The sequence below is a fragment of the Actinoplanes sp. NPDC026670 genome (assembly GCF_040638175.1).
GTDB lineage: Bacteria > Actinomycetota > Actinomycetes > Mycobacteriales > Micromonosporaceae > Actinoplanes.
On record NZ_JBEZXU010000003.1, the window covers coordinates 1 to 18,602 of the forward strand.

Here is an 18,602-nt window from a genome sequence, read left to right on the forward strand (position 1 = left end):
ACGTGTTGAGTTGACCGGTACTAATAGGCCGAGGGCTTAACCACTTTAAATTTATGCTACGCGTCCACTGTGTGATTCACAGCAAACGAACAACCACCTTGAGGGTTGCTCGGCCGAGGTTTGGCCGGCGCTTGAGAGTTGCTGGTTCTTCGCTGTTGCTGAAAGGTGTTTCGGTGGTCATAGCGGAGGGGAAACGCCCGGTTACATTCCGAACCCGGTAGCTAAGCCCTCCAGCGCCGATGGTACTGCACTCGGGAGGGTGTGGGAGAGTAGGACGCCGCCGGACTCAACGTATGGAAAGGCCCACCCGGATAACGGGTGGGCCTTTTCGTGTTTCCGGGGCACGATGCCGACTGCGGTCGCGGCGCAGCCGGGGGCTGGGTCGGCTGCGGTTGTCGGAGTCGTGGCCCGTATCAAATCTGGGTTTGAAAAGGCCGGGCCATCTCCGTATGGAGAAAGCCCGGCCTGGTTTTTTGGTTCAGGACGGCAGGCCCAGGGAACGCCAGTCGACGTATTTGAAGTTGGTGCTGGTGCGGTCGTCGTTCGGGGTGTTCTCGCCGTCGTGGAGGACCAGGAGGCCCTTCGGGTAGCCGGGAAGGGCGACCGCGGTGACGGCGGCGCCGTCGGAGTGCTGGACGCCGTCGGCGTTGTGACCGTCGGTGACCGAGAACATGGTCAGCGGCTTGTTGGTGCGGCGGTCGTAGACGAAGAAGCGGCTGTCGCCCTGACTGGAAACGATCAGGTAGCCGCTGCGCTTTCCGGTCGGGTAGATCGTGGCGCCCTCGACGTCGGCGGTGATGCGGCCGCCGTAGCCGTTGACGTATTCGACGGTGCACTCCTCCGTCTCCGGGTCGTAGGTGGCGGGCTGGCCGAACTCACGAACCCGCTCGACGACCCGCGGGATGCTGCTGAACGTGCCGCCGGCCAGGTTGATGCGCCAGAGGGCGACGTCCTCCTGGGCGGCGTAGAGCACGCCCGCCTCGGCGTCCACGACCATGCCCTCGACCTGCGGGTCCTCACCCGGTTCGAGGCACGGGGTCCAGCTCCCGCCGTTCGGCAGGCGGAACTCGCGGGGCAGGTCGAGGGTGTCGGTGGTGCGGTAGGTGACCTTTCCGTTCTTCTCTTCGAGTCGGAAAATGCCCAGCCGCGTGCTGTGCCGGCGGCTCACCACCGCGTAACGGTCGTAGACGGCGATGCCGTAGCCGGTCGCCTGCTCCTCGACCTCGGCCTCGTCCTTCGAGAAGAGCAGCGGGACGTCAGCCGAGGTGATGTCGGTGAGACCGTTCGCCTCGATTTTGTATATGCGCAGTTTGTCGAGGCCGCGGTCGGTGACCACGGCGATGTCGATCTTCTTCTTACCGAGCTTGAACCCGGTTAGGACGTCGACATTGTTGAAACGGCCGCCGTCGGGCGTCGCGATCGACTGGATCTCACGGCCCTTGAGGTCGTAGACGCGCAAGCCGCCGTTCTTGGCGGTGCCGATGACCAGGCTGCGGCCCCGATCGGCCGGGTTGATCCAGATCGCGGGGTCGTCAGCGTCCGCGTCACCGCCGGCCTCGTCGTCGAAAAGGCTCGGAGTTTCGATGGTGGCGGTGATCTGTCGAGGCGGACGCTCGGCCGCAAACGCCGGGAAACCGGCGGCGAGAGTGGTCAGGGCGACGAGCGCGGCAATGCCGGTGGTTCGTTGCATGACCGGTGACGATTCCCGATCCACCTGACCAGGGGGTGGCTGATTGTTGAACACCGAATCCCCCGTTACCTATCCGTGACCATCATTCTCGAACAGGGTCGTTGCTCTGCGCATCGCACCTGATGACGGATTGAACAGTAGCCGACAGGCGGTAACAAGGGATGCGTCGCATGAGCCTCCCGATCGTGATCGTTTTGGGTTCTGCCCTGCTCGCGCCACGGAACTCGGCGTCGACGTGCGCCGCGGCCATCCCGGGAAGCTGATCGGCGCTCACCTATGCATGATCACTCTTCGGAATCGAGATGTGGCTTTCCGTCGTCCTGGTTTTGTATGCTCGCCAGACCGAGCCCCCGGCGGCGGAAGGGGCGACATGTCGCGCCGTTCAAGCCTCAGCTACCGAGAAGCTCTGCGTCGACTGGCCCCGGGCAACTCCCGGATCAATCAGATCGACAAGTACCTTTCGGCTGCGCTGATCGGCGGTGGCGCCATCACCGCCGGCGCCACCGCTACTCTGCTCGGGCCGAAGAGCGCCCTCCTGCAGGTCGTCCGTGACTTCACCGGCAATCCGAACGGCCGGATCCGGACATCCGGCGGGAAGTCGTACTACGAACTGCTCGAGGCCAGCCACACCGTGCTGGCCCTGTCGTCGTTCTTCGACGCATTCCGGACCGAGGTCGGGCCCGACTTCGACCGGCTGGAATTGACCGACGAGGAGAAGGCGGCCACTGCGGTGGCCAATCGCCGTGGCCGGTCGCTTCCCGATGAGATCGACAGCGGGCACTTTCCGCTGCCCTCCTCGGTTCGCGGTCTGGGTGAGGCGCGGACCGACGTCGAGAACGCGTATGTCGCTCTCTACGACGCCACCATCGTCTTCTGCGAAGGGCTGGCGGCCTGGCCGGAGGTCCGGCGCGGGCTGGACCTCAAACTGCTCCGGACCCGTGTGGTCGAGCGCAGCATGCGGAACTACGACGATCGGTTCGACCGGCTCGCCACCGACCTGCCGGAGTTCGGTTTCCGTACTCTGCGGCAGGCTCTCGAACACGGCGAGAGCACCAACCGTGAGATGTCCGAGCACGTGGTGAACCGGCTCGACGCGCTGGAGACACTTTTCCAGAATCTGTCCGGTCTCCCCAGCGTCGTCCCGGTCCTCGCCGCCGATCCGCTTCGTGAATCGTTGGACCGCCTGGCCGAATACATGACGTCGGTGTTCAAACAGCCGCTTCTGCGGATCAAGGGCGTCGACTTCCATCTGGCCATCCCGGCCGTGGAGAACGGCTTCATCAGCCCCGATTTCCGCATCGCGGAGTACGACCGGAAATACTCCAAGCCGGAGATGGAGACCTGGTGGAAGGACCAGCCGTGGAGCGCCGACCTGGTCGGTTTCCTCAGTGACTATCTGACCGATCCGAACAGCCCGCATCGTCCGCTGCTCGTTCTCGGTCAGCCGGGCGCCGGCAAGACGCTTCTGACGAGGGTCATCGCGGCGCGTCTGCCCTCCAGCCGGTTCACGTCCATTGTGGTGCCGCTGAAGCTGATGATGGGCGACATGACTCCCACCGAGCAGATCGAGTGGGCGTTCGAGCAGCTGACCGACGATCGGGTTCGCTGGAAGGACCTCCGGGAGGCGACCAAGGCGACGACCGTGGTGGTCGTCTTCGACGGCTTCGACGAGCTCGTCCAGGTCACCGGCACGGCACATTCGCAGTACATCGAGCGGGTGGCGGAGTTCCAGGAGCGTCAGTGGGAGCTCGGCTTCTCGATCATCCCGATCATCACGTCCCGCATTCTGGTGATGGACCGGGCCAGCCTGCCGCACGGCACCGTGATGGTCCGGCTGGAGGATCTCGCCGACCAGCAGGTCGTGGACTGGGTGCACGCGGTCAATCGGGAGAACGAGCATCAGCGCAACTTCCGGAGGTTCTCCGCCCACGAGCTGCTTGCGCACGGAGAGGGGCTGGTCCGGCAGCCGTTGCTGCTCACGCTGCTGGCGATCTATTACAACGAGCGCATCGTCGACCAGCGGCCGGACTACACCATCTCGCAGTCGGATCTCTTCACCGGGCTGCTCACCGCGTTCATCCGGCGGCAGGTGGCGGAGAAGTCACCGAAGACGCTGTCGACCGATGAGCTGGCCGCGCGGGAGCAGCGGTTGCGTGACGAGCTGGCGATCACCGCGTTCGCGATGTTCAACCGCAGTCGTGAGGTGGTGAACCGGGCGCACCTGCGTGCCGATCTGGCCTGCCTCGGCACGGCGATGGACGACGTCTCCCCGCCAGGCGATCAGCTCGGCCCGGAGCAGCTCGTCACCACGGCGTTCTTCGTCGTCTACGGCCCCGACGACCTCCAGGGCGAGGACACCCGGCGGACGTACGAGTTCCTGCACGCGACCTTCGGTGACTTCCTCATCGCGGAGCACGTCATCCAGTCCCTCGGTGAGCTGGCTGACGTGCGTGGTCATCTTCGTGCCGGTTCGAGTGCCCAGTTGAGCACCGGGCGGATCCGCGCGCTGCTCTCGCACCAGCCCCTGGTGAAGCGGGACGGTGTCATGGCGTTCGCCAAGGAGCTCAGCGCCAAACTGAAAGCGGAGCGGCGTGCCGCCATCGGGAAGACCATCGTGGCGCTGCTCGCCCAGGCCCGGCAGCGGGCGGACATCGCGGGCATCGACCGCTACGAACCGATCCGGTACGACCCGGTCCGGCTGCTCGCCGCGTACACCGCGAACCTCGTCATCCTCGCCGCGGTCGTCGCCGGTGACGGCGGAGTGGCGCACACCGACCTGATGGACGAGGAGACCTGGGCCTCGACCGTCCGGCTGTGGCGGGCCGGCCTCGACGAGAAGGGCCAGCTCGCGATGATCGGCTGGCTCAGCCGCGATGCCGCGGGCCGGATCACCGTGGTACGCCGCGAGCATCTCGAGGCCGGTCTCAACGTGGCGGCGGAGGAGGCCAGGCTGGTCGGCGATGTCACCGTCTACGGCCAGTTGCGGGCCGGTGAGCGCACGTGGCGGAGCCAGCACCCGGACAGCTTCGAGAGCGGCCGGCTGCACGCCGACATGGTGGGCCTCTCCACCCGGCGCTGGCCGGTGCCTTCTCTGGACGCGCTGACGCTGTACGACGAGCGCAAATACCGGGGGCTGCTGGAACGTGCGTCCCGGCACCCGGAGGCGATGTCCAGCACCACGGCGACGCTGTTGCTCGAATGCCTGGCCGAGGACGGTGGTCAGCTGCCCCGCGACCTGGTCTGCGCGTTGACCGGCCTGGCACTGAGCCGGCTGCCCACGTCGGTTACCGCGCCACCCGAGCTGATCATCTCCTGCCCGTACCTGATCGATGAGTTTCCCGCCATGCTCGAATCGGTGGGCACGCCGGAGGGCCATGCCGTCCTGCACGCGCTGATTCTCGGCCGTGGGCTGAAACGGCTCCCGGCCCGCTATGTCGACCGGGTGCGGAACGTGGTCGACGGACTGACCGCGCGCCTGGACGAGCTGCCGGTGGAGGAGGCGGTGGTCTCGGCCGAGATGGTCGAGCAGTTCGCCGACGCCGAGGTCGGCAACCGTACCGCCCTGTGGCTGCTCATCGCCGTGAGCGGGTTCTCCGACTTCGCCTGGCGGAAGATCCCGCCGGCGGCGATGTCGCGTCTGCTCGGGCATCGGCGCGCGGACGAATTCCTGGACGAGGCCCGTCTCTGCCGCATTCTCTGCGAATACCTGCGGGAGTACGGCCGGACGCCGGGCGGCGACACGCTGGCTGACGCTCTGGCGGAGCTGGGAAGTTTGGCGACGGCCCACGATGCCGTCTGAGTGCCGGAGTCGCGGCGAGACCCGACTGCGAGCCGGCTATCTATCCTTGTTCGGAGGCAGGACTTGTCGCACCCGCAGACGGGCCATGAGCACATCGTCCACACGGGAGGCCGTGTACTGACCGTCAACTCGGCCGGAGCTGAACGCGGGCAGCCGGTGTTCCTGCTGCACGGCACCCCGGGCAGCCGAAGCGGCCCACGGCCACGGCCGAGCGTGCTCTATCGGCTCGGGGTGCGCCTGATCTCGTACGACAGGCCGGGGTATGGGGGATCCAGCCGGTCGCCGGGCCGGATCGTTGCCGACGCCGCGACGGACGTTGCCGCCATCGCCGCTCACCTGGGCATTCAGGAGTTCTCCGTGGTGGGCCGATCGGGTGGCGGCCCGCACGCGCTGGCCTGTGCCGCGCTTCTCCCGGAGCGGGTCCGGCGGGCCGCCGTCCTGGTCGGCCTGGCGCCGTCCGACGCCGCGGGGCTCGACTGGTTCGGTGGGATGACCGACGCGAACGTCCGTGACTTCGGCAGTGTGGGCAACGACGATGTGCTGCTCGTTCAGGAGCTGCGGCAACGGGCTGCCCGGGCGGTCGACGACCCGGCGTCGTTGCTCGAGTTCCTCATCGCGCAGATGACGGAGCCGGACCGCAAGGCCGTGGCCGACGTGCCGATCCGCCGGCAGCTCATCGACGCCTATGCCGAGGCGCTGCGTGAGGGACCCGACGGCTGGATCGACGACGTGCTCGCCCTGCGGTCGGAGTGGGGATTCACCCTGACCGAGATCAAGATGCCGATCCGGCTGTGGCACGGCGCCGACGACAACTTCACCCCGGCCAGTCACACCCGTTGGCTGGCCAGCCAGATACAGACCTCCGAGCTACAGGTCCAGCGGCGTACCGCCCACTTCGGAGCGGTAGCCGTACTGCCGGAGATGCTCGCCTGGCTGATCCGGCCGTCGGACGAGCCGCCGATCAGATCGGATGCGGGTCGATGATCCGGCGCTGGAATTTCTTGGACCGGATGGCCACCACCGCGAGGTGATTCTCGCCCAGACGTCGGGAGAGCGCGCGGGCGGTGGCGTCGATCTGGTCGGTCCACTGGTCCGGTTCGATGCGCTCCCGGAGCAGGAGGAGGTTCGCCCGGCTCCGTAGTGTGTTCGGGTGTTCCTCGCCCAGGACGTTCTTCAGGCCGTCGTAGGCGCGTTGCAGGAGGACGAGCGCGTGCTGGTCGGCCGCCTCCCGGCCTTCGGGCGGATCCTCCTGCTCGGCGATGCAGATGGCCTGGTTCATCCAGCCGGAGAGCGTGTACGGATGGTCGCGGCCCAGTGATTCGGCCAGCAGGTCCGCTGCCTCGCCGGCCAGTTCCCGCGCTCCCGCGAAGTCTCTGGCGTACCGCGCCACCATGGCCAGGTTGAGCTGGCAGACCAGGGTGAGCGGGTGCCGGGGGCCCCGATCGCGGCTGTAGACCTCCTGGACCGCCGTGATCTCCTTCCGCGCCGGTTCGAAGTCGTCCACCTGGAGGAGGTTGATGGCGAGGCTCAGCCGGCAGGTGAGGGTCTCCGGGTTGTCGTCGCCGAACCGTCTGACCAGCAGCTTCAGTGCGGCCTTGAGAAGCTCGCCGGCCTCGCCGACCTGACCGGCCGCACGCAGTGAGACCGCGAGATTGATCTGCGTACGCAAGGTCATCAGGTCTTCCGCGCCGCGAGACGCCAGCAGATCGCGATAGACGGTACGGAGCCGGACGATCGACTGTTCGTAGTCGCCGGCGTCCCGCATGTCGATCCCGACATACGCCGAGGAGATGAGCGTGTCCGGGTGGCCGGCCGTGAGACTGGCACGCCGCCCGGCCAGCACCATCTCGTCGTTCTTCCGGGCCTCCTTGAAGTCGCCCATCAGCCGCTGGGTGACGGCCAGATTGTTGAGCGCCTTGAGTGAGTGCGGATGCCCCTCGCCGAGGTTCAGCTTCCACGCATCGAACGTCCGGGCGTCGAGTTCGAGCGCCTCCTTGTACTGGCCCAGCCCTCGCAGGTCGCGGGCGAGGCCACCGGCGGTCATCAGGGTGTTCGGGTGATCATCGCCGAGGAGCCGCCGCTGGGCCTCCAGCACGCCCTGGTCCAGCGCGTGGGAGTCCTTCAGCAGACCCATGAAACTGAGGATGTTGCCCAGGTTGAACTTCAGGTGCAGAAGCTGCCGCTGAAGGTCCACGGCCGCCCGCGGGTCGGTCTCGTTGTCCAGCATCTCCTGCCAGAGCGCAACGATCTGTTCGCCGAGCCGCCGGCCGGAGTCGAGCTCGCCACGCAGCTGGAGGTACCGAACCCGGTCGATCATCAGGTCCCGGACCTTCGGCACCCGGCTCAACGGCACTTCCGACACTTCGAGGTGTGGCCAGATGGCGCGGAACCCCGGTGCGTTCTTCGGGTCGTCGACCTCGCCACGGGGCCGGGCCGCGGCCAGGACGCCGTGCACCTGACGGCGTGCCTCCGCCAGGTCCTCGGGGTTCATGCGGGCACGTACGGCGTGTTGGAGCAGCCGGTGCATGACGACGAAACCGCCGCCGCCGGTCTCACCGCTCGCTGAGCTGTCCGCGCGCAGGTCGACCCGGACCAGCGCGAGCCGGTGCGCCTGTTGCACCAGCCGCTGGCGGATCAGGCGGTCCTCGGCCTGTGGGTGGAACAGGGTCAGCGCCTCGGCGAACGCGTCGCTGTAGACCAGGTCGGCGGAGATGTCCGCGTCGAAGATCGAACAGAGTTGCAGCACCCGGTACGCGGCCGGGTAGGCGTCCCTGAGGTGGTTGAGCGACAGCTCCCAGGTGGCCGCCACCGAGGCGTTGGTCTCCGGGTCCCGGACCACCTGCGGGCCGGCCTGGGCGATGTCCGCCAGGTACTGGTCGACCGACGATCCGGTGTCGGCGAGCCAGGCCGCGGCCGCCGCGATCGCGATCGGCAGGTCGCCCAGGGACGCCGCGATCCGGTCGGCCTGCTCCTCCTCCATGCTCGGCACCCGCTGGACGAGGTGCTGTTTGCTCTCCTGCCGCTTGAAGACGTCGACCTGCATCGCGGCGGCCTGCTCGGCCCACTGCACGTTGCGCGAGGTGATCAGCACGTGGCCTTTGCCCTCGGGGACGAACGGGAGGACCCCCTCGACGACCTCCGCGTTGTCGAGGATGATCAGCCAGCGCATCTCGGTGCGTTGCAATCGATCGAGTACGGCCCGCGAGTTCTCCCGGTTCGACTCGGTCGGGGCGATGCCGAGGGAGGACGCGAGCTCACCGATCGCGGACTCGACCAGGCTGGCCTGTGCCGCGTCGATCCACCAGACGGCGTCATAGGCGGCGCGGTAGCGGTGGGCGTACTCCAGAGCCAATTGGGTTTTGCCGATGCCGCCCATCCCCTGAAGCGCGACCGGCCGCGGGCTTGCCAGCACGACCTTCGGGCTGCTGCGTAGCAGCATGCGGAGCTTGCGTAGATCTTCTTCGCGGCCGGTGAACCGGGTGTTGCGGCCGCGGACCTCGAAGACGGTGTTGTCGGTGCCCGGGAAACGAGGACTGGTCGGCAGGTCCAGGTCGGCCGGAAGGCCCTCGCGGCCGATCAGCCGCAGCACCCGGGCGGCCGCCGCCTCGGGCTCCAGACCGGCGATCGACACGCTCTGCGCGGCCGGGATGTTCGGCAGACGCAGGACGTCGGCCACGTAGACCACCAGCGGCACCTGATCGGGCGAGCGGTTGGTGGAGGCGGGGATCGCATCCTCCAGAGCGTTCGACTCGGAGACGATCAGCAACTCGCGGACGCCGGCCCCGGCGTCACCGGAATCGGCGAACCACGGGTCGATCACCTTGACGTCGGCCGACACGAGCAGGTGACCGATCCATTCGGCCCACACCCGGTCATAGGACGAGTGCCTCAGCACGATCTCGCTCTCCACCGAAGCAGGCGTACGCGCGAACCGGGCGTTGATCCGTTCACGCAGCGCCGTGCGCATCGGCGGGAGTGACTGCACCTCACCGTCGGTGATCTCGTAGGCGAGCGCCTCATAGGCGGAGAGCAGCGTGCCACTGGCGCCGGGCTGGTCGGCGAAGGTCGCGAGCAACTCCTCGTACGCGTAGAAGGCCTGGTAGGGAACCTGCATCCGGGCCCAGTAACGGTCGCGTTCCGCCTCGGTGATGCCGCTCGGCAGAGCGGTGAAGCGTTGCCGGGCCACCGCCCGCCCGGTGTCCGCCTTGACCTTCTCGGCCGGGTCGATGCGCATCTGGACCGGCAGCACGCGGATCCGCCGGTTGTCGTACCGGTGCTCCACCAGTTGCGCGACCTTCGCCGCTCCGATGATGCCCTGCTCGTTGAGGGTGAAGCAGGTGACGAGCGTGTCCGGCAGCTGGACCGTGCAGATGTCCGCCACGTCCGAGAAGCCGGTCCGGCTGTCGATCAGGACGTAGTCGTAGTGCCGCTTCATGTCGGCACGTAGTGCGTCGAAGAAGTGCCCGCCGCCCTGCCGCTCGTAGAACTCGTCCCAGTTCATCCCGGCGAGATTGCCGGCGTAGTCGTTGTTCTGCTGGCCCGCGGAGAGGAAGTCGAGGGTGCCGCCGGTCGGGAAGTGCGACCAGTTCAGCGAGAAGGAGTACTTGTGCACGCGGGCGTACTGCTCGTGCCAGCGTTCACCGTCCTTGTCCTCCTCGGTGGCGGTGGCCCACTCGTACTCCCTGATCAGATCGATGACGCCGAGCGCGCTGTCGAGGGCGTCGCGGTCGATGAAGGGGGCGAAGTACCGGGCGAGGCCCGGTGACTCCAGGTCCCAGTCGACGGCGAGGACACGCTTGCCGTTGGCGGCCAGGATCCAGGCGACGTTGGCCAGGGCCATCGTCCGGCCGGTGCCGCCCTTGTAGGAGTAGAAGGTGACGACCTTTCCGTCTCGCTGCGCCATGTCGTTCACTCCGTGGGTCCGGAAGGATGATCGTCATTGCCCTCACGCGTCGGTGAACCGCTGTCCCACAGCCGGGGGCGCCGGATCGGTCGGCCGGGTGGTGGGTAGGCCGGGTGCTCGTCGAGGTAGCGGCGCCGCATCCGGTAGATCAGGCCCGGAATGCCGGAGCGCCACTCGTCGTAGTTGGTCACCTGCACCAGCCCCGCGGCCGGGGGGAAGAGGCCGGCGGTCCGATCCAGCAGGCCGGCGCCGTGGGTCCGATGATCAGGCGCCGAGCCGTCCGCGATCAGCACCACGCCCACCCAGTTGCGTAAGCAGCTGACGGCCTCGGCGATCACATCGAGTCCGGCCGCGTCGATCACCCGTGTGTCGATCATGATGATGCCCGGGCAGCGTTCGAACAGGTTTCCATCCGGCACGAAGTCGTGGATCCGGGCCGGCATCCGTAACCGCTCCACGGCGACGATGATGTCGTCGACGATCGGCGGCTGACCGGTGAACGGCCGCCAGCTCCGGCCGGGCGAGCCGTAGCCGTTCATGGACGGTGCATCGGCCGGCGGCGCCCAGTCCGCGGTGATGAGCACCGTCCGGAACGGGATGTCGGCCGGCGGCTGCGGCAACGACGTGGCCGGTGGCAGCGTCTCCGACATGGCCTGGAGCGGCAGGTTGCCGGCGGTCTCGGTGATGAGCCGGGCCATCCGGTGCAGGACGTTCTGGTAGTCGGTCTCGTAGATCTTGAGACGGCACAGCGCGCTCATGCCGCTCTCGGCATAGGCCTCGACGTCGGGGGCGATGACCAGGGCGCGATCCTGGTCGAGCCGGTGCGCGATCCGCGGTGACGGCGTCCAGAGCACCGGAAGTATGTTCGCGCCGTCGGCGGGCCGGCCGGCCCGCACCATGCGCTTGCGGAACCACTCGCGTTCCCGGCGTGATTCCGGGCGGTCGAGGTATTCGCGGGAGTAGAGCGGGACGAAGACATCCGCCTCGTCGAGCGCATGATCGCATTGTGTCTGCCGATTCTCCGTCGAGGTGACGGTGAAGTCAGCGAAACCCGGGCGCCGGTTCAGCCGGCCGGGCTGGCGATTGATCGCCTCATTGAGATCGTCGAAGAATCTGCGGACCCAATGATCACCCTGAAATCGATCATCAGGGGAGGGGGTCGGTGCATAGCTGAGGTAGAAATATCGGGCATCGGCCTGGGGCCCTCTGCCGAGCGTCATTCGAGGTCGATCCGGTCAGCAGTAAGATCACGGCGGACCAACAAGCAGAAATCGATCACAAGCTGCTCCCTAGCCGTCGCTCTAAGCTACTTATGCATAGACCAGACTAGAGACCTGACCGAGATGTGACCAGGCTAACGAAGTAGATTCCGGTCCATCCACTGGACGGCGTACCGGACCGCTGCCCGGATCGGCAGGAGACGTGCAGGTGCCCGCCCGACAATGCCTCTGCGGGTGAAGGTTTCGCGGTCGAGGCCGATCCCGATCCGGGCGAACGGGGCCGCATCGAGGTGCGGCGCGCGGAAATCAACGCGGACCCGCCGACCCTGGCGCATCTCGTAACACCGGTAGTCCCGGACGGCCGCCGGCCGGCGCAGGCGGTACTCGGCCAGGTGCAGAGCGGTGCACGACTCGTACCCGACGCCGAGCAGCAACGTGGTGGCGTCGGCCCGTTCCAGAGCGGCCAGTGGCGAGCGCTCGCCGAGGTGGCTGTCCAGTTCGTGCACCCGCATCAGATCCGGCGCTTTCGGGCCCCATGCGCAGAACGAGGTCTGCGGATGTCCACTACGGACGGCGTCGGGGAGCCCGCGGATGTGCTCCGCGAAGGCGCCGACTCCGAACGAGGGCGTCGTCCGGGCGTCGAAACCGGGCATCTGCTCCTCGTACGCCGCACGTTCGGTGTCGGTCATCCCCGCGGTCGCCGCCCGGAAGGCGTCACTGCTCACCGAGTTGCCCGGAGTCTGCGTGGTCACGACCAACGTGCCGGAGGGTCCGATCGCCTCACGGAACGCGAGCGCCAGCGCGGCGACACCGCCGTCGAGATATCCGACCTTCCGCATCGAGCAGTGCACGAGCACGACCCCGCCCGCGACCAGGCCCATCGCCCGTAGATCGGCCAGCAGGGATCGCGACCGGACAGGGGCGGCGGTCACGGCCGCCAGCCGCTGACGACCCCCGAGACCTTTCGCAGCAGCCGCTGACCGTCCGGCGTCAGGGCATCCGCCCGCTCCAGCGCCTGGATCGCCTCCGTGGTCCAGGCGCGGTACTGCTCGAATACCGCCTCAGCGCCGTCGATCTTCCGGCTGGTCCGGACCCGCCAGATGCCGGCCACCGCAGTGTGGGCATAGATCCCGTGCAATACGGCCTCCGCCGGTCGGGGGTCCGGCCGCCAGCCCACCGTGATCTTGTTGGGCTTGGTGATATCGACGAGGTTGCAGATGTCGAGCAGCGCGTTCATCTTGCTGTGCTGGAACTCGTGCACCAGCAGAACCGCGAGAGAAGCCGGATCAGTTTCGGTCACAGCGACACTGCCGAATGCCTGTCGTGCGGTCGAGGCCTCGCTCTTGCCGTCCCCGGTCAGACGAACCGGCACGATAGCCCGCAGGCCCACCCGCAATTCCTCCGCGTGGTCCGGCACCTCGTCCCGGACGATCCGCCAGGCCTCCGCGAAGGTGTCGGCCCACCGCCCGGCGGCCGCCTCGTCCAGACGGTCGGCGGCCGGAAGCTTGTGACAGTCCCGATGCGGATCGAGGTCTTCGAGCAGGAGGGTGAGGCCGTCCGCCGTCAGCCGGCGGTTCGGCAGCCAGCGTGCGTCGGCGCGCTCGCCGGGACGTACCGCGACGGTTTCGCCCTCGACGGTGATCCGGATCTCGCCGTCGTTGGTCCGCACCTCGGCGACCGCGGGCCCACCGGCGCCCAGAAGGACCGTGCCCAGAGTCGGGAGATGGACGCGCCCGTCACGGACGGGAGCGAAAACCCGCACCGCCGCGCCTGCGGCGAACGCCGCAGCGGCCGCGATCGACCCCAGATAACCAGGACCCTGCCAGGTTCCGGTACCCGCGCCGGAGAGCAGTTCAACAGCCCAGGAACGGATGTACGGATGAGCGAGAACGCCGGAGACCGCGTCCGGGTGATCGTGGTCCAGCCGGGTCAGCGTCGCCCAGTTCTGCGCGGAGGGACCTGTCGTCTCCAAACCCTGGCCGACCTTGACGAGCAGGGCCCGGATGATGGCGGTCTGTGCTTCCTCCAGCCGCTTTACGGCGGCGCCGTCCCCGGCCGAGACCGCGATGCCGTCGAGCATCGCCGGCGGCAGCAGAGACGGGTCGACGTCGGTCGGCGCCGGCGGAGGATTGTCGTTGACATCCATGATGAGCTCTTTCAGATCTGCACAGTAGACGCTCGGATGATCGAAGGTTCCCGAGCCGTAACGATGTGCGAAGAGGCCACCACCGCACTGCGCGACCACCGGACAGCTCTGGCAGACCGGGCTCAGGCCACCCAGGCCGGCCCGCCGGCGCGCCATCTCGGGTGTCGCGGCGACATCGTCGGCCGAGTGGGTGAAAACGGTCATGCCGGTCGAGGCTGCGCCGTCGAACGCGGTCTTGAGAGAGTCCGCCTGCTCCCACTCGCCGTCGGTCTCGATCACCGCGAGCGCGACCGGATCGAGGCCGACCCACTCGGTGCCACTGGGACGGCCTTCGGCCAGCGCCAGCAGGGAATCGAAGAGGCGGATCGCAACAGGGCGGCCATCGCTGATCCAGCGCCGGTAGATGGCGGAGAGCCATGCGGCGTACGGGGCGCCGGCGCCGTCCGGACGCCAAGGGGGAGAGTCCCAGGTGGCGTGCGGAAGAAGGAAGTCGATGCGGGGTGGGTCCTGCGCGAGCAACGCCTCATAGACCCGGATCGGATCGGACCGGACATCCACCGTGCACAACAGGCCGGAGTAGATGCGGCGGAACTGCGGTCGTCGCAGGATTTCGAGCGCGCGAACGACCTGGTCATGACTGCTGTTGCCATTACGGAAACGCCGGTGGAGATCATTGGCGGAGCGATCACCGTCCAGTGAGACACCGATCCGGACGTCAAAATCGGCCAGCACTTGGGCGAAACGCTCGGTGAGCAGAATTCCGTTGGTTTGCATTCCGACATGAAGTGTCGTGAACGGGCTTATGATGTTGTGGAGTTCAGTGAGAATCTCACGCATCCGAGCCGGCCCGAGTAACAACGGCTCGCCGCCGTGAAGAATGACCGAGACTTCGGCGAGACCGTGTTTTTCGGCATGTTCGGCGATACGCTGTGCTGCCGCCTGAAGTGTTTCAGTAGCGATGCGGGCCGGCCGGCGGCGCCAGCTCTGATCGGCATGTTCGAAGACGTAACAGTGGTCGCATGCAAGATCACACCGTGAGTGCACTTTGACCACGAACTCTGCGAACGCCCTGTCGGGCTGCCGGCCAGTCATGGTGAAGTCAGATGAACGAGGAGAACTTTGCCGCCGGGATCCTGGACTGGTCTAGGTGCGCCGCCATGATTCGATTTACGATCGGAGACACGTCGTCGTCCGACATATCGTCCAGGTGCTCGGTATTGAACTGCCCGAGCGGAAGCCGAGGCTTCTCCGGACGCACAGCCAAGGTGGTCATCGAACTTCCTTCAGATTTTATGGGGACAGCAACCCACCGCACCCGACGCGGCCAACATAGTGGTTCCGGCCGCCGAACACCATGCACGGCAACGACGGAGAGATCCACTGAGGACAAGTTGTTACACGAAGGAGTCGGCCGGACCGAGGTCAGGCGGCAGCCACGTCCGGGATGTCGGCACAGCTCCCCATCCCAGCCTGCCCGGTTCGCGCGCCCGGCCTCGCCGATTGCACAAAAGAGGACACTGCCTTAGCGCTAGGCTAAACCAGTCCCTCACGGTATGGGGCGAATTGCACCAACACCTATACGGCGTGTTACCACGTTCTTCTCCTGACAGGTGACGCGCAACCACCCCCCTCAACGAGCGGCCCCGACGCAGGAGATGCGCCGACATCCGTCAGTACGGCAAGGGCTCCCGAATCGTTCGACGCGTGGTTCGTGGCAGCCCCTTAGCGGCAGCCGCCCCGACGATTCTGGCTGGACGGCGGACGGCCTCCGGAGGACAGTCACGCGACTGCGTCATCCCGACCGCGTGCTGGCGAGTTCCGTGCCGGGAACCGGACGTCGACCCCCGTTCGCCCACCGCCAGGCGGTCAGGTACCCGGTCTGTGCGGTGTCCCAGAAGTAGGCCCAATCGTGGCGAGGGCAGACTCTCGGCCCGATCTCGTCGAACACGGCCTTCGCCTGTTCGCGCCGCCCGGCCAGGGTGTAGTAGAGAGCCAGCCATTGCAGCCAGCCCGGGACGAGGACGGACTGCGGTGTGCCGGCTCGCCACTTGGCGACGGCCCGGTCCACCTCGTCTTGAACCTCGGGCCGCCGCAGGTATGCCTCGCACGCAGCCTTGGGCACGTCGCCGGTGACATCCCAGTGGAACTCGCGTTTCGCGTACTCGAGGTGGGTGTAGAGCGGGAGCAACGTCACGCCGGAACCCGCCGGGGCCGCGGCGGCGATCTCGCGGGCGGTGGCGAAGCTCTGCTCGTGCGAACCGAACCACTTGTCGAGGCGCAACTGCACCGCCATCAGGTGGATCTCGAAGTGGTACGGGTCACGCCGCTGCGCCTCGGCGTACACCTCGTCGAACGAGGCCTCCCGGGTCTGCTGGTCGGCGAACATCGTACGCATCATCTCGGCCCATGGTGTCGGGTCGTCAGACCCGGCGAGTCTCATCGCCCGCCGCAGGACCGGAGCTGCCGCCTGCATGTTGGTGTGAAAGCCCTGGAACTGCTCCTCGGTGGTCCTCGCGGACGATGCGATACCCCGGGCCTGCACCGCCCGCCGGATCATCGTCCCCGCCTGGAGAAGCACCGCCGTCGGGTCGGCCGGCTCGGCGCGCAGCCAGGCGCCGAGCCAGCCGTCGTCCTCGGCGGCAGCCAGACCGAGCCGGCCGATCCGCCAGCCGCGCAGTTCCCAGTCCCGCCCGGCGTCCTCGACCACGTGGCGGGCCGCCTGCCAGTCACCGCGCAGGGCCTGCTCCCGTGCCTCGCGCAGCGGCTCGTCGGAGAAGATGCCGTTGCTGTCGAGCTCGGGCGTGGGCGGCAGTGGGGAACTGCTGCTCAGGGACATTCAAAGATCCTTACGGTGGGTTCAGGCGTGCCGGGAGACGTCAGACCACAGGGCACGGGCAGTGCCGGATGCTGCCCTGGGTCGAGATCGGCGCGTCAGTGTCGGTCACCCCGTTGCCGACTCCCCAGCTGTCGGCGGCGATCTCGATCGGGTGAGTGCCAGAGCCGATGATCGGCATCAGCAGGGTGCCCGTCTCGCCGCCGCGGGGGGGGCTTCCGCCAGGGCCGCTCCGGCGGGTGCGGCGGCCAGCAGAACGCCAGCCGCCAACGCGGCCGACACGGTGGCGATACGGGTCAAAACGGTTGAGGTGCGACGCATGGTCAGGTCCTTGTCTCAGATCGATATGGGCTACCTTCCACCCGTCCGGCAGCGTAGGAGCGCGTCTTTGGGTCGGCTGTGGGCCGGACGCTCGCCGTCACGATCTCGGGGATGCCGGCCCGTCATATCGATGCGTTACGCTGCGACCGGTTTCGATCACGGGGGTTCGGGATGGTCTTCGGTGCCGGTGTCCGTCGGGCACGTGGCTCAGCACTGGTCGCTGCTGGCACGGCTGGTCTGTTGGCCGTTGCGGGGAGTCCGGCTCTGGCGCAGGAACCGGTACCGGACGTCACGCCGCCGGTGATCGTCGACCTCGGTGTCACGCCGGGGCAGCTGATCCCGGGGACGTTCCGGTTCAAGCCGGTCGTCACCGATGACGTCGGTGTCGTGAAGATCGACGGTCTGCTCGGTGGTCTGCGGTATCACGTGTCGTGTGGGCTGGTGTACTGCATGACGGTGACCGACAAGGTGCCGCACGACGCGGAGGTCCCGCTCAGTCTGTGGGCGGTCGACGCGGCCGGGAACAAGAGCGACGTTGTGACGACCACGGTTCGCATCGACAAGCAGGTCGGGTCGCCGACCTTGTCGCCGGCACGCTATTCCACGTTGGGCGTCGGCCCGGTGACCGTGCGGTTGTCGGGGGTGGCCGACGACATCGTGAAGGTCGAGATGACCACGTTGTTCCAGGGCGGCGAGGTGCTGGAGACGCGTACCGAGGCACCGTGGGAGTTCACCTGGAACGCGACCGCCGACGGCACCCGGCCGCATTTCCGGCTGACCGACCGGGTCGGTAACACCGCAACCTTGGACAGCGGCTACGTGGTAGACGCGGAGGCGCCGGTCATCGAGCAGGTCGAGTCGGCGAATGTGTACTCGCCGGGCCGTGTGGACCTTGGCGGCGCCTGGGTCGGACAGGTCAGTGTCCTGCGCCCCACGATCCGCGACAAGTCGAGGATCAGCCGTTACGAGTGGCGGGTCAACGGCCAGGTCGTCGCGGACACTCACTCGCTGTCCTGGGTGCCGGCCAATCTGCCAGGTGCCACCGCGGATGTGGCCTTGCAGGTCTGGGACAGCTTCGGCTTCACCTCGTCGGCGTCGTTCACGGTGAACCTGGACAAGGACAACCCGGCCATGACCGTCTACCCGGCCGAAGGGACGCTGATCCGCGGCTCGACGTTCCGGACCTCGGTCAAGGCCACCGACGCGCGCGGCGTCGCCTGGGTCGCCCTGCAGGCACCGGACAACCCGACCGGCTCGCGGGCCGACGCGCTGACGGTGAACGCCGGCCGCGACGGCGCCCGCGAAATCACCTGGCTGGGTGTCGACAACCTCGGCAACGCCGGGTTCGTCACCCGGACGGTGATCGTCGACAACACCGCGCCGACGGTGGCCTACAAGAAGGCCCCGAAGAACCTGACGAAGCTGAAGACGACGACCACACTCACCGCGACCGCCGCCGACCGCAACGGCATCGCCCGCGTGCAGTTCCTGGTCAACGGCAAGGTGGTGGCCACCGACACCCGAGCCGCGTACACCTTCACGCTCAACCCGAGGAAGTACGGCAAGAAGTTCACCGTCCAGATCCGGGCGTACGACAAGGCCGGCAACGTCAGGTACAGCACCAAACGCACCTACCGCCGCTGACCCACGGCTCCCCGGAAGCAACACGACATGCCGCGGGCGCGACTGA

10 protein-coding genes and 1 rRNA gene are annotated in these 18,602 nt (G+C 67.5%); 4 read left to right on the plus strand and 7 right to left on the minus strand.

Annotated elements, in window-relative coordinates:
- Positions 1-169 precede the first annotated feature (169 nt).
- Positions 170-286: ribosomal RNA gene (rrf, locus tag AB0E94_RS03495) — 5S ribosomal RNA — on the plus strand.
- 192 nt (positions 287-478) lie between these two features.
- Here the strand turns inward: rrf and AB0E94_RS03500 are convergent.
- Positions 479-1,690: a phytase gene (locus AB0E94_RS03500; RefSeq protein ID WP_360321918.1), complete on the minus strand. Its 1,212-nt coding sequence runs from the start codon at positions 1,688-1,690 to the stop codon at positions 479-481.
- A gap of 370 nt (positions 1,691-2,060) precedes the next feature.
- On the opposite strand from AB0E94_RS03500, the gene AB0E94_RS03505 reads away from it, so the two are divergent.
- Complete coding sequence (locus tag AB0E94_RS03505; protein WP_360321921.1) at positions 2,061-5,489, plus strand: AAA family ATPase; 3,429 nt, start codon at positions 2,061-2,063, stop codon at positions 5,487-5,489.
- 93 nt (positions 5,490-5,582) lie between these two features.
- Positions 5,583-6,473 (plus strand): alpha/beta hydrolase, encoded by an 891-nt coding sequence (locus AB0E94_RS03510; protein ID WP_360322720.1) that lies wholly within the window; start codon positions 5,583-5,585, stop codon positions 6,471-6,473.
- On the opposite strand, the gene fxsT is transcribed toward AB0E94_RS03510, so the two are convergent.
- The 6 genes from fxsT to AB0E94_RS03540 all read right to left on the minus strand — a co-directional run bounded on the left by fxsT (position 6,451) and on the right by AB0E94_RS03540 (position 16,594).
- Entirely contained in the window at positions 6,451-10,392 is a 3,942-nt protein-coding gene (gene fxsT / locus AB0E94_RS03515; RefSeq protein ID WP_360321924.1) for an FxSxx-COOH system tetratricopeptide repeat protein, read from the minus strand. The genes AB0E94_RS03510 and fxsT overlap by 23 nt on opposite strands.
- 5 nt (positions 10,393-10,397) lie before the next feature.
- Entirely contained in the window at positions 10,398-11,612 is a 1,215-nt protein-coding gene (locus tag AB0E94_RS03520) for a TIR-like protein FxsC (RefSeq protein WP_360321927.1), read from the minus strand.
- Between the two features lie 134 nt (positions 11,613-11,746).
- Positions 11,747-12,544 carry an AAC(3) family N-acetyltransferase gene (locus AB0E94_RS03525; RefSeq protein ID WP_360321930.1) on the minus strand — a complete coding sequence of 266 codons (798 nt, stop codon included), beginning with the start codon at positions 12,542-12,544 and terminating at the stop codon, positions 11,747-11,749.
- On the minus strand, positions 12,541-14,850 hold the full coding sequence (locus AB0E94_RS03530; RefSeq protein ID WP_360321933.1) for an FxsB family cyclophane-forming radical SAM/SPASM peptide maturase: 2,310 nt from the start codon (positions 14,848-14,850) through the stop codon (positions 12,541-12,543). Before AB0E94_RS03530 ends, AB0E94_RS03525 begins: the two co-directional genes overlap by 4 nt.
- A 7-nt stretch (positions 14,851-14,857) precedes the next feature.
- Positions 14,858-15,031, minus strand: a complete 174-nt coding sequence (locus AB0E94_RS03535) for a hypothetical protein (RefSeq protein ID WP_360321936.1) — start codon at positions 15,029-15,031, stop codon at positions 14,858-14,860.
- A gap of 519 nt (positions 15,032-15,550) precedes the next feature.
- Positions 15,551-16,594 (minus strand): hypothetical protein, encoded by a 1,044-nt coding sequence (locus AB0E94_RS03540; RefSeq protein WP_360321939.1) that lies wholly within the window; start codon positions 16,592-16,594, stop codon positions 15,551-15,553.
- A 558-nt stretch (positions 16,595-17,152) separates the two neighbouring features.
- Between AB0E94_RS03540 and AB0E94_RS03545 the strand changes: the two genes are divergently transcribed.
- Positions 17,153-18,556 carry an Ig-like domain-containing protein gene (locus AB0E94_RS03545; protein WP_360321942.1) on the plus strand — a complete coding sequence of 468 codons (1,404 nt, stop codon included), beginning with the start codon at positions 17,153-17,155 and terminating at the stop codon, positions 18,554-18,556.
- Positions 18,557-18,602: the final 46 nt, after the last annotated feature.